The sequence below is a fragment of the Sphingomonas sp. Sphisp66 genome (assembly GCF_047324325.1).
GTDB lineage: Bacteria > Pseudomonadota > Alphaproteobacteria > Sphingomonadales > Sphingomonadaceae > Sphingomonas.
This window is the reverse complement of sequence record NZ_CP168508.1, coordinates 3235651-3247805: the sequence shown is the minus strand read 5'-3', so window position 1 is coordinate 3247805 and position 12155 is coordinate 3235651. Positions and strand designations below refer to the sequence as shown.

Annotated in this window: 8 protein-coding genes and 1 pseudogene; 8 read left to right on the top strand and 1 reads right to left on the bottom strand. The window is 67.1% G+C overall.

The window, feature by feature from the left end:
* The first annotated feature begins 11 nt into the window (after window positions 1-11).
* Window positions 12-1319: a sugar MFS transporter gene (locus ACEN8G_RS14770; RefSeq protein WP_413415820.1), complete on the top strand. Its 1308-nt coding sequence runs from the start codon at window positions 12-14 to the stop codon at window positions 1317-1319.
* A 73-nt stretch (window positions 1320-1392) separates the two neighbouring features.
* On the opposite strand, the gene ACEN8G_RS14765 is transcribed toward ACEN8G_RS14770, so the two are convergent.
* Complete coding sequence (locus ACEN8G_RS14765; protein ID WP_413415821.1) at window positions 1393-2133, bottom strand: FadR/GntR family transcriptional regulator; 741 nt, start codon at window positions 2131-2133, stop codon at window positions 1393-1395.
* Window positions 2134-2289: 156 nt separating this feature from the next.
* Between ACEN8G_RS14765 and araD1 the strand changes: the two genes are divergently transcribed.
* The 7 genes and pseudogenes from araD1 (at window position 2290) to ACEN8G_RS14730 (ending at window position 12155) form a co-directional block, all read left to right on the top strand.
* The gene (gene araD1, locus ACEN8G_RS14760; protein WP_413415822.1) at window positions 2290-3282 is read left to right on the top strand and encodes an AraD1 family protein; all 993 of its coding nucleotides are present in this window, start codon (window positions 2290-2292) and stop codon (window positions 3280-3282) included.
* Window positions 3282-4211, top strand: a complete 930-nt coding sequence (locus ACEN8G_RS14755) for a Gfo/Idh/MocA family protein (RefSeq protein ID WP_413415823.1) — start codon at window positions 3282-3284, stop codon at window positions 4209-4211. Before araD1 ends, ACEN8G_RS14755 begins: the two co-directional genes overlap by 1 nt.
* Before the next feature lie 56 nt (window positions 4212-4267).
* Entirely contained in the window at window positions 4268-5824 is a 1557-nt protein-coding gene (locus tag ACEN8G_RS14750; RefSeq protein WP_413415824.1) for an alpha-N-arabinofuranosidase, read from the top strand.
* Window positions 5824-6822, top strand: coding sequence for an arabinan endo-1,5-alpha-L-arabinosidase (locus ACEN8G_RS14745; RefSeq protein ID WP_413415825.1), 999 nt, complete (start codon window positions 5824-5826; stop codon window positions 6820-6822). The genes ACEN8G_RS14750 and ACEN8G_RS14745 overlap by 1 nt, the downstream gene beginning before the upstream one ends.
* A 4-nt stretch (window positions 6823-6826) precedes the next feature.
* Window positions 6827-7846 (top strand): annotated as a pseudogene (locus ACEN8G_RS14740) (family 43 glycosylhydrolase); the annotation flags it as partial.
* Between the two features lie 2 nt (window positions 7847-7848).
* Window positions 7849-9201: a glycoside hydrolase family 27 protein gene (locus ACEN8G_RS14735; RefSeq protein WP_413415826.1), complete on the top strand. Its 1353-nt coding sequence runs from the start codon at window positions 7849-7851 to the stop codon at window positions 9199-9201.
* Window positions 9202-9326: 125 nt separating this feature from the next.
* Window positions 9327-12155, top strand: coding sequence for a TonB-dependent receptor (locus ACEN8G_RS14730; RefSeq protein WP_413415827.1), 2829 nt, complete (start codon window positions 9327-9329; stop codon window positions 12153-12155).

Below are 12155 nucleotides of genomic sequence, written 5' to 3'. Positions count from 1 at the left end.
AGATCAGGAAAATGCCAGCGCCCATCAATGCAGCCCCGGCGGCGGGCACCCAGTCGGTGCCGCGGGCCGGCGGCTACGGCCCCGCGCTATCGCTGCTCGCCAGCCTCTTCTTCATGTGGGGCTTCATCACCGTCATCAACAACACGCTGCTGCCGCACCTGCGCAGCGTGTTCGAGCTGAGCTACACCCAGACCACGCTGATCGAGAGCGTCTGGTTCATCGCCTATTTCGTCGCCTCGATTCCCTCGGCCAAGCTGATCGAGCGCATCGGCTACCAGAAGTCGCTGGTGATCGGGCTGCTGATCATGGCGGCGGGATCGCTGGGCATGATGCTCGCCGCGAGCATCCCCTCCTATGGCGTCACCCTGGCGATGCTGTTCGTGATCGCCAGCGGCATCACGCTGCTCCAGGTCGCGGCCAATCCCTATGTCGCGGTGGTCGGCAAGCCCGAGACCGCGTCGTCGCGGCTCAACCTCGTCCAGGCGATGAACTCGGCAGGCACGATGCTCGCCCCGGCGTTCGGCGCCTATCTCATCCTCGGCCGCTCCAAGGGCGGCACCGCCGAATCCGGCACGGTGCTGACCCATGCCGAGCGGCTGGCCGACGCCCAGTCGGTGATCCTGCCCTATGGTCTGGTCGCCGTGGTGCTGATCATCCTCGCGGTCGTCATCGCGCGCTTCCCGCTGCCGGCGATCGGATCGGCGACCAGCCGCGTCTCGCGCGAGGAGCGCAAGAAGCATTCGCTGTGGAAGCACCGCAACCTGGTGTTCGGCGTGCCGGCGATCTTCATCTATCTGATCGCCGAGATCGGCGTCGCCAACCTGTTCGTGAACTTCGTCAGCCAGCCCGACATCGCCAACCTGACGCATGAGCAGGCGGGCAAGTATCTCACCTTCCTCTGGGGCGGGATGATGGTCGGCCGCTTCGTCGGGTCGGCGCTGATGCAGCGCATCCGGGCGGAGACGGTGCTGGCGGGCTGCTCGATCGGCGCCTTCGCGGTGATGCTCGTCACGGTCTTCGCACATGGCGAAGTCGCGATGTGGTCGCTGATCCTGGTGGGCCTGTTCCACTCGATCATGTTCCCCACCATCTTCACGCTCGGCATCCGCGGCCTCGGCCCGCTCACCGAGGAAGGCTCGGGCCTGCTGATCATGGCGATCGCCGGCGGCGCGCTGGTGGTGGTGCAGGGCTGGCTCGCCGACCAGTATGGCCTGCAGCTGTCCTTCCTGCTCACTGCGCTGTGCGAGGTCTATGTGCTGTTCTACGCCCTCTGGGGCGCCAAGCCGACCAACGCATTGCCCGATCAGCACGCCGCCTGATCCGGGTGTAGCCCGAAACAAGGACGCCCCGCCGGCAACGGCGGGGCGTTTTCGGTTCAGTCCTCGATAGGGTTCAGCCCATCGAGCTGCGGGTATCGTCCAGCGCCAGGTCGACGAGCAGGCGCATCGCATCGCTGGCCGCATCGCCGTCGCCCGCCACGATCGCATCATAAACGCGCACGTGATCGGGGATCGGGTTGCGCGGCAGGGTGCGCGAGCGCTGCTTGAACTGGGTGGTCCAGGCCACTGCCGCGCCGATGCTGGCGCTCAGCACGATCAGCGCGTCGTTGCCGGTCGCGTGCAGGATCGCATTGTGGAAGTCGCGGTCGGCGGAGCGTCCGGCATCGGTGGCCAGCGTCTTCTGGCGCATCTCGGTCAGCGCCGCCTTCATGATCTTCAAATCGTCCTTGGTCCGCCGCTCGGCCGCCAGGCGGGCGGCAGCGGGCTCGACGATCGCGCGCAGCTCGAACAGGTTGCGGATGAACTCGATATCCGGCTCGCCGGTGAACGCCCAGGCGAGCACGTCGGGATCGAGCAGGTTCCAGCGGCTGCGCGGCAGTACGCGGGTGCCGGCCTTGGTGCGGCTTTCCACCAGCCCCTTGGCGGCAAGCACCTGCACCGCCTCGCGATAGGCGCTGCGCGACACGTTCAGCGCCTCGGAAAAGGCGACTTCGGCCTCGAGCTTGTCGCCCGGCGCATATTCGCCCGAGACGATCGCCGATCCCAGCTTGTGCGCGATCGCGCCATGCAGGCGCCGTCCGGTGCCGCGCTTCGGCTTTTCGCCTTCGTTATCCTGGCCTTCGTCCTGCGTCATTTGTCGTTGTCTGCCCTCTCCCGGCACCCTTAACAGCCGCGACGAACAAGCGGAACGAAAGATTGCCTCTGGCGCTCGGCTTAAATATGTCGGACTAATAATCGAGTCAAAGCGACCGGGTAAAGCTGGCCGCGCAGGGTCCATCTAGGAGAGGTTATGCGTTTTCGCCTGTTGCAGCATCGTGATTCGGAAGGCGTGCGGTCGGTGATCGCGGCGCGGGATGCACGGGCGATTCGGGTTCCGGGCGTGACGAGTGTGCGCGAGCTGGCGCTCGACGCGATCGCAAAGGGCCGGACGCTGGCCCAGGCAGTGGCAGCGCGCGGCGAAGGCGCGGAGATCGACCTGGCCGCCGAGCTCGCTGCCGGCCGCCTGCTCGCGCCGATCGATCATGAGGATCCCGCGCATCTGGTGATGACCGGCACCGGCCTCACCCATCTCGGCTCGGCCGAGGGCCGCGACAAGATGCACCGCGAGGCGGCGTCCGCCGAGAAGCAGACCGATTCGATGCGGATGTTCCTGGAAGGGGTCGAGGGCGGCAAGCCTGCGCCCGGCCAGGTCGGCCAGCAGCCGGAATGGTTCTACAAGGGTGACGGCAGCCAGCTCGTCGGTCCCGGCGCGCCGCTGACCATGCCCGCCTTCGCCCAGGATGGCGGCGAGGAACCCGAGCTGGCCGGCATCTATCTGATCGGCCCGGACGGCACCCCGCATCGCCTCGGCCTGTGCCTTGCCAACGAGTTCAGCGACCATGTGACCGAGCGGCATAATTACCTGTGGCTCGCCCATTCGAAGCTGCGCCAGGCCGCGCTCGGCCCTGAGCTGCTGGTCGGCGAGGCGCCGAGCGACGTGCGCGGCGCCAGCCGCATCCTGCGCGACGGCGCGGTGTTGTGGGAGAAGCCGTTCCTGTCGGGCGAGGACAATATGTCGCACAGCCTCGCCAATCTCGAGCATCACCATTTCAAATATGCCAGCTTCCGCCGTCCGGGCGACGTGCACGTCCATTTCTTCGGCACCGCGACTCTGTCCTTCGCCGATGGCGTGCGCACCGAGCCGGGCGACGTGTTCGAGATCGACGCCGCGCCCTTCACGCTGCCGCTGCGCAATGCGCTCGCCCGCGGCGACGAAGCGCCGGTCGAAGTGAAGGCGCTCTGATGGCCGCGCCGATCCGCATCGCGATCGTCGGCATGGGCAAGATCGCCCATGACCAGCATCTTCCTTCGATCGCGGGCGATGCCCGCTTCGCGCTCGTCGCGACGGTCAGCTCGCGCGGGGAGGGGGTGGGCGATCTGCCGCACTACCGTACGCTCGACGAGCTGCTCGCCAGCGACACCGCGGTCGATGCCGTGTCGCTCTGCACCCCGCCGCAGGTCCGCTACGATCTCGCTTCGGCGGCGATCGCGGCCGGCAAGCATGTCTTCCTCGAAAAGCCGCCCGGCGCGACGCTCGCCGAAGTGGCGATGCTCGAGGCGCAGGCGGCCGAAGCCGGCGTCACGCTCTTCGCCAGCTGGCATTCGCGCTATGCCGCCGGCGTGGCCCCGGCCCGCGCCTGGCTCGCCGATCGCAGGATACTGAGCGCCGCGATCGTGTGGCGCGAGGATGTCCGCGTCTGGCATCCGGGGCAGGACTGGATCTGGGCGCCGGGCGGGCTCGGCGTGTTCGATCCCGGCATCAACGCGCTGTCGATCGCAACGGCGATCCTGCCGGCCTTCTTCCTGGTCGACGGCACGCTGTCGCTGCCCGCCAATCGCGAGGCGCCGATCGCCGCCGACCTGAAGTTCCGCGATGCTGCCGGCGCGCCGGTGACCATGGACCTCGACTGGCGCCAGACCGGCCCGCAGAGCTGGGACATCAGCGTCGAGACCGATGCCGGCACGCTCAGGCTGGAAAAGGGCGGGGCGGTGCTCACCCTGCCGGGCGGCGAACCGCAGGTGGCCGAGGATCGCGAATATCCGGGCCTCTACGCCCGCTTCGCCGATCTGGTCCATGCGGGTGCGCGCGATGTCGATACCGCGCCGCTGCGCCTGGTCGCCGACGCGTTCCTGCGTGCGCACCGCAAGTCGGTTGAGCCGTTCGTCGAATGAAGGCTGCCGCGGCCTGCCGCGGCTTTTTCCGAGAACAGAATGTTGGGAGAAGAGGGATGAAGAAGCTCTGGAGCGCGATCGCAGTCGCGCTGCTGTCGACGGCGACGCCGGTCCTTGCGCAGGATGCGCCCGCACCGGGCGAGGCGACTGCCACGCTGCACGCCGACACGCCGGGCCCGGTCTATGACCGTCGCATGTTCACCCAGTTCGCCGAGCATCTCGGCAACGGCATCTATGGCGGCCTGTGGGTGGGCCGCGACTCCAAGATCCCCAACACCCGCGGCTTTCGCAACGACGTGGTCGCGGCGCTCAAGCAGCTCGGCGTGCCCGTGGTGCGCTGGCCGGGCGGCTGCTTCGCCGACGAATATCACTGGCGCGAGGGCATCGGCCCGCAGGCCCAGCGCCCCGTGAAGATCAACACCCATTGGGGCGGCGTCACCGAACCCAACACCGTCGGCACCCATGAGTTCATGGACCTGATGGAGCAGATGGGCGCCGAGCCCTATATCGCCGGCAATGTCGGCAACGGCACCGCGCGCGAGATGGCGGAGTGGGTCGAGTACATGACCTCGCCCGCCGGCAGCCTCGCCGACGAGCGCGCGAAGAACGGCCGCAAGGCGCCCTGGGCGGTGCCCTATTTCGGCGTCGGCAACGAGCTGTGGGGCTGTGGCGGCAACATGCGCCCGGAGTTCGCTGCGGACGAGACGCGCCGCTACGTCACCTTCATCAAGGCGCCGGCCGGCACCAAGATCCTCAAGATCGCCTCGGGCGCCAATGTCGATGATTATCGCTGGACCGAGACGATGATCCGCGAGGCGGGCAATCTCGTCGACGGCCTGTCGCTCCATTACTACACCATTCCCGGCGGCTGGCCGCCCCGTGCCTCGGCCACCGATTTCGGCGAGGCCGGCTGGGCGGAGACGCTGTCCGAAGCCAATCGGATGGACGAGCTGATCACCAAGCATTCGGCGATCATGGACAAATATGATCCGCAGAAGCGCGTCTTCCTCGCGGTCGACGAATGGGGCACCTGGTACAAGGGCGATCCCGGCACCAATCCGGGCTTCCTGCGCCAGCAGAACACGCTGCGCGATGCGCTGGTCGCCGCGATCCATCTCAACATCTTCGCCAAGCATGCCGACCGCGTGAAGATGAGCGCGATCGCCCAGATGGTGAACGTGCTCCAGGCGATGATCCTCACCGACGGCGCGAAGATGGTGAAGACGCCGACCTATCATGTGTTCGAGCTCTACAAGCCGTACATGGACGCGACGGTGCTGCCGATCGAGGTCAAGTCCCCCTGGTATGCGAAGGATCGCTGGACGATGCCCTCGGTCTCGGCCTCGGCGGTGCGCGACAAGGCGGGGCAGGTCCATGTCGGTCTCGCCAATCTCGATCCGAACCGCGCCGTGCCGGTGCGCGTGTCGCTCGCCGGGGTGAGCGCGGGCACCGTGTCGGGCCGGATCATCACGGCGCCGGCGATGAACGCCTATAACGACTTCGGCGCGCCGGAGGCGGTCACCGCGGTGCCGTTCAGCGGCGCGCAGGTGAGCGGCGGCGTGCTGACGGTGACGCTGCCGGCCAAGTCCGTGGTCATGCTCGACCTCAAGTGATGCGCTTCGGGTCCGCTCTCGCTCTCGCGGGGCTGCTGCTCGCGGCGCCCGCCGCCGCGCAGGACGCGTCGCCGCTCAACGCCCGGTTGAGCGGCGACATCGCCCCCACCCACGATCCGGTGATCGCGCGCGAGGGCGACACCTATTACGTCTTCGGCACCGGCCTGAGCTCGAAGACCTCCAGGGACCTGGTCCACTGGACCGCCGGCAAGCGCCTGTTCGACGCGTTGCCCGAATGGGCAACCCAGGCGATCCCCGGCGCCAAGGACGCCTGGGCGCCCGACATTTCCTTCGTGAACGGCCGTTGGCGCCTCTATTACGCCGTCTCCACCTTCGGTTCGAATCGCTCCGCCATCGGCCTGGCCACCAGCCCGACGCTCGATCCCGCCGCGCTCGGTTATGGCTGGCGCGACGAGGGGCTGGTCCTCCAGTCGAAGCCCGGCGACGATTACAACGCGATCGATCCCAATTTCGTGGTCGATCGCGAGGGGCGGCACTGGCTGTCCTTCGGCAGCTTCTGGGGAGGGCTCAAGCTCGTCCGGCTCGATCCCAGGACCGGCAAGCCGCTCGACCCCAAGGCTGCGCCGCTGGCGATCGCGCGGCGGCTCGTGCCTGCGGGTGCGCCGGCGCCGGTCGAGGCGCCGTTCATCCTCGCGCATGGTGGCTGGTACTGGCTGTTCGCCTCCTATGACTATTGCTGCAAAGGCGCGAACAGCACCTATTATACCGTCGTTTCCCGCGCCAAGTCCCTCAAGGGACCGTATCGGGGTAAAGACGGCAGCCCCATGTTGCAGGGCGGCGGCACCGTGTTCCTGCGGGCCGACCTGCCCGAGAAGCAGCGCTTCCGGGGCCCCGGCCATCCCGGCTTCCTGCACGACAAGGACGGCACCGACTATGTCGTCTACCATGCCTATGACGTTGAAAACAAAGGGGCGCCGACCCTGCGGATCGCCCGGATCCGCTGGGGCAAGGACGGCTGGCCCATAGCGGAGGATTGACCCGATGACCCTGCTCACCCGCCGCGGCTTCGCCGGCAGCGCCGCGCTGCTCGCCGCCGCCCCCGCGCTCGCCAAGAAGCCCGGCATTATCAATCCCCTGGTCCGCCAGCGCGCCGACGCCCAGGTGTTCCGCCACACCGACGGCAGCTATTACCTCACCGGCTCCGTCCCCGAATATGACCGGCTGGTCCTCCGCCGCTCCAGGACGCTCGCCGGCCTCGCCACCGCGCCCGAGCGGGTACTCTGGCGCCACCTTCCAAGCGGGCCGCTGTCGGGCTTCATTTGGGCGCCCGAGATGCACCTGATCGACGGCCGCTGGATCATGTATTTCGCGGCGGGCCCGAGCGGTGGCGGCGAGGATGTGTTCCGCATCCGCACCTATGCGGTCGTCTGCGACGGCGCCGATCCGATGACCGGCAAGTGGAGCGTGCTCGGCCAGCTCGAGACGCCCTGGGACAGCTTCAACCTCGACTCGACCTCCTTCGTCCATCGCGGCACGCGCTATCTCGCCTGGGCGCAGCGCGAGCCGGGGATCGAGACCAACAGCAATCTCTATCTTGCCCCGCTCAAGACGCCGCTGACGCTGGCCGCAAAGCCTGCGCGCCTGTCGGTGCCGACGCTCGACTGGGAGATTCAGGGCTTCAAGGTGAACGAGGCGCCCGCGTTGCTCGCCCGCCACGGCAAGCTCTTCATGACCTATTCCGCCAGCGCGACCGATGCGCGCTACTGCATGGGCATGCTCACCTGTCGCGACGATGCGGACATCATGGACCCGGCCAACTGGTCCAAGTCGCAGGTGCCGGTGTTCAAGTCCTCGCCGAAGAACAAGGTCTGGGGCCCGGGCCACAACAGCTTCACCACCGACGAGCGCGGCCGCGACATGCTGGTCTTCCACGGCCGCGATTACGAGAAGATCGAGGGCGACCCGCTGTTCGATCCCAACCGCCACACCCGCGTCCAGCCGATCCACTACCGGCCCGACGGCACGCCCGATTTCGGCGAGCCGGTCGCCAACGGGCCGCTGCGGTGAGCGGGATCGCCCGCCGCGCGCTGCTCGCGGCGGGGCTGGCGCTGCCCGCCGGCGCACACGCCGCCACGCGGGCAGGGGAGGCGCCGCGCCTGCTCGCGCCGACCCCGCCGATGGGCTGGAACAGCTGGAACAGCTTCGCCACGACGATCACCGAGGCGCAGGCGCTCGAGACCGCCGGTATCATGGCCGAGAAGCTCCTGCCCTCGGGCTATGACGTCTTCACGGTCGATATCCAGTGGTACGAGCCCGGCGCGACGGGCTATGCCTATAGCGCCGCGCCGGTCCCCGCGATGGACGCATGGGGCCGGTTGCAGCCCGCCCCCAACCGCTTCCCCTCCAGCGCCGGCGGCAAGGGCTTCGCGCCGCTCGCCGCGCGCGTCCACAAGCTCGGGCTGCGCTTCGGCATCCATGTGATGCGCGGCATTCCGCGGCTGGCGGTGGAGCGCAACCTGCCGGTGCCCGGCACCCAGGTCCGTGCCAGCGACGTCGCCGACACCACGAGCATCTGCTCCTGGAACCCCGACATGTACGGCGTCGACATGCGCAAGCCCGGTGCCCAGGCCTGGTATGACGCGGTGTTCGCGCAATATGCCGCCTGGGGCGTCGACTTCGTCAAGGTCGACGACATGAGCCGGCCCTATGACGCGCATGCCGCTGAGATCGAGGGGATCGCGCTGGCGATCCGCCGCTCGGGCAGGCAGATGGTCCTGAGCCTCTCGCCCGGCGAGACGCCGCTGGTCCGTGCCGATCATGTCCGCCGCCATGCCGAGATGTGGCGTATCTCCGACGATTTCTGGGACGAGTGGCCGATGCTCGAGGCCCAGTTCACCCGGCTCGAGAACTGGAGCTCGCATATCGGCGGCGGGCGCTGGCCCGATGCCGATATGCTGCCTTTGGGCCGGCTGGCGCTGGGCGCGCGCGACACGCGCTTCACGCCGGACGAGCAGCGGACTTTGATGACGCTCTGGGCGATCGCCCGTTCTCCGCTGATCATGGGCGGGGACCTGCGTCATCTCGACGCGCCGACGCTCGCGCTGCTGACCAATCCCGAAGTGATCGCGGTAAACCAGGCGAGCAGCGGCAATCGCCCGCATTTCCTCACCGATCAGGCGCGCATCTGGTCGGCGAGTGCCGCGGACGGGCGCAGCCGCTATGTCGCGCTGTTCAACAGCTCCGGCCAGCCCAGGCAGGTCGGGCTGCCGCTGGCCCCGCTTGGGCTGCCGCGGGGGAGCGCCGTGCGCGATCTCTGGGCGCGAAAGCTGCTCCCCGACACCGCCGAGGCGGTGCGCCTGACGCTCCCGGCGCATGGCGCGGCGCTGCTGCAGGTGATGCAGCCTGGCCACAGTTAGTCTGACTATTTTACGCTCATGCTTCCTATATGCCTTGACGTCATCTCGGTGACACCGGTAAGTCACCTCAAAATATGTCAGACTAAATAGCCGCAAATGACGGCTAGGCTAGGGGAGGTGTGAATATGCGAAAGTCCATCGTGCTTTGCTCGGCTTCGGCGCTGAGCCTGTTGATCGCCAGCCCGGCGCTCGCCCAGACGGCGCCCGCCACCGCTGCGGACCCGCAGCAGGCGTCCAGCGACTCGGATGCGGCCGCGCAGGAAGGCGAGATCATCGTCACCGGCGTCCGTGCCAGCATCGTCGGCTCGCTCAACGTCCGCAAGAATTCCACCCAGATCGTCGATTCGATCGTCGCGGAGGATGTCGGCAAGCTGCCCGACAACAATGTGATCGAGGCGCTCCAGCGCGTCACCGGCATCCAGGTCACCAACCGCACCGGCGGCGAAGCGGCTGGCATCTCGATCCGCGGCCTTCCCGATGCGCTCACCACGCTCAACGGCCGCAACATCTTCACCGCGGCCGGCCAGGCCTTCTCGCTGCAGGACATCTCGGCGAACCTCGTCAAGCAGGTCGATGTCTACAAGACCCGCGCCGCCGACCAGATCGAGACCGGCCTTGCCGGCCAGGTCGATGTGAAGACCCGCCGCCCGTTCGACTTCGACGGCTTCGCGATCTCGGGCCTCGCTCGCGGCATCTACAACCAGCAGGCAGACAGCTATAATCCGAATGCCGCGCTGCTGGTCAGCAACCGCTGGCACACCGGCATCGGCGACATCGGCATCCTCGCCAATGTCAGCTACAGCCGCACCAAATATCGCGACATGACCACCACCGCCGGCGCGCTGGTCCCCTTCGCGACGATGACGCCTCCAGCTGGTTCGGGTCTTGCCCCGTTCGAGCGCATCTTCCCGATCACCTATGCCGACGGGACGATGAACTGGACGCCGGGACTCGATCGCGGCCTGTCGACGGCGGCGGGATCGACGTTGAACCAGAATGGCGTCGCGACACCTTACTATCTGTCGCGTGACGCGGTGTTCAGCTCCGATCTCTATGGCAAGCGCGAACGGCTCGGCGCCAATATCGCGCTGCAATGGGCGCCGAACGAGAGCTCGGTCTACACCGCCGAGGCCTTCTACACGGGCTTCCGCGGCGAGACGTTCAACAGCCTCCAGTTCAGCTTCGTCGATTTCTGGGCGAATGCGCAGGCGCCGACGCTCTATGACGGCACCAACATCGTGAAGTCACGCGTCGCCAATTCGGTCTATGGCTTCAACAGCGGCGATTTCACCAAGAACAAGACCGACAGCTATGTCTATGCGCTCAACGGCGCATGGGACGTGGCCGAGGGCCATGGCAAGATCGTCGCCGACATCGCCTATCAGACGAGCACCTACAACACCGCGTTCATCGCCATGCGTACCGATCGTGTCGCGGATTCGATCAATGTCGATTTCAACGCGGGTGGCGGCATCCCGTCCTTCCACTTCAACGACGATACCCAGCTGACCGATCCGAGCCGGTGGAACGTCGCCCAGCTCTACGACAATGGCGGCCGCGACAAGGGCAGTGCGCTCACCGGCACGCTCGACGGCGAGTACAAGTTTGACGAGGGCTTCCTCCGCCGGATCAAGGCGGGCCTGCGGGTCGATGACCGCAAGGCCTCGAGCTCGGTCCGCACCCAGGACGCCGGCAATCTCGGCGTGAGCCTGGCCACGCTCGGCACCGACGCGCAGTTCACCAATAGCGGCTTTTTCGATGGCCGCGCCGATGTGCCGACCACCTGGGTGCTCGCCAATGGCTATTGGCTGTACGACAATGCCGACAAGGTACGCGGGCTCTACGGCCTGAAGACGTCGGACCAGCTGGTGCTGCAGAAGACCTTCGACATCGACGAAATCACGATGTCGGCTTACCTCATGGCGAACGCGGAGGTTTCGATCTTCGGCCGGCCGCTGCAGCTCGAAGGCGGCGTGCGCTACGTCACCGTCGATACCGACTCGCGCTTCTACGATCGCTACAACAATGGCGCGCTCACCCGGGCGTCCAACCATGCCGAGCGCTTCCTGCCGAGCTTCACTGCCCGCTACGCGTTCACCAACAATCTGCGCCTGCGCTTCAACTATGGCGAGACGCTGCGTCGCCCGAACTTCAGCGACGTGAACCCGAACTACTCGCTGACCGGCGACCTCACCAATCTCGGCTATGGCAGCGGCACCGCCGGCACGGCAAACCTGAAGCCGACCCACTCGCGCAACTATGACGTCGCGCTCGAATGGTATTTCGACCGCGACAGCGCGATCACCGTCACCGGCTTCCGCCGCGAGATCGACGGGCTGGTGGTGCCGGCCACGGTCCGCGAATATATCCCGAACAACGGTATCGTCGCGGGCGCGACCGATTACTTCGCGATCACCCGTCCGCTCAACGCCTCAAACGGCGTGCTGAAGGGTGTCGAAGTCGGCGTCACCTATTTCCCGCACTATCTGCCGGGCATCCTGAAGGGCCTCGGCTTCGTCGGCAGCCTGACGGTGCTCGACTCGAAGCAGAACATCCCGCGCTTCGACAGCGCAGGCACGCTGGTCGGGCAGGACGAATCGTCCTTCTTCGGCGTGTCGGACCTGTCCTACAACGCGACGCTCGCCTATGAGCGTGGACCGGTGGGTGCCCGTGTCTCCTATGTGTGGCGCAAGGAGTTCCTCGCCAACAACGAGGCGCGGCTGTTCGCCAATCCGATCGGCGTGTGGCGCAATCCGGAGGAGAGCCTCGACGTGCAGCTCACCTACAATGTCACCAAGGACATCGGCATCACCTTCGACGCGGTGAACCTGACCAACTCGACGCAGCAGACCTATTACAAGTTCGCCGATGTTGGCGGTCCGAGCCAGTTCAACCTAGGGACGACCCTGCTCTCGCGTACCTTCGCGCTCGGCGCGCGCTTCACCTTCAAGTGA

What these genes read in the sequence shown, in the direction of transcription:
- ACEN8G_RS14770 (WP_413415820.1), top strand. Translation starts at nt 12, where the DNA reads ATGCCAGCGCCCATCAATGCAGCCCCGGCGGCGGGCACCCAGTCGGTG.
- ACEN8G_RS14765 (WP_413415821.1), bottom strand. Translation starts at nt 2,133, where the DNA reads ATGACGCAGGACGAAGGCCAGGATAACGAAGGCGAAAAGCCGAAGCGC.
- araD1 (WP_413415822.1), top strand. Translation starts at nt 2,290, where the DNA reads ATGCGTTTTCGCCTGTTGCAGCATCGTGATTCGGAAGGCGTGCGGTCG.
- ACEN8G_RS14755 (WP_413415823.1), top strand. Translation starts at nt 3,282, where the DNA reads ATGGCCGCGCCGATCCGCATCGCGATCGTCGGCATGGGCAAGATCGCC.
- ACEN8G_RS14750 (WP_413415824.1), top strand. Translation starts at nt 4,268, where the DNA reads ATGAAGAAGCTCTGGAGCGCGATCGCAGTCGCGCTGCTGTCGACGGCG.
- ACEN8G_RS14745 (WP_413415825.1), top strand. Translation starts at nt 5,824, where the DNA reads ATGCGCTTCGGGTCCGCTCTCGCTCTCGCGGGGCTGCTGCTCGCGGCG.
- ACEN8G_RS14730 (WP_413415827.1), top strand. Translation starts at nt 9,327, where the DNA reads ATGCGAAAGTCCATCGTGCTTTGCTCGGCTTCGGCGCTGAGCCTGTTG.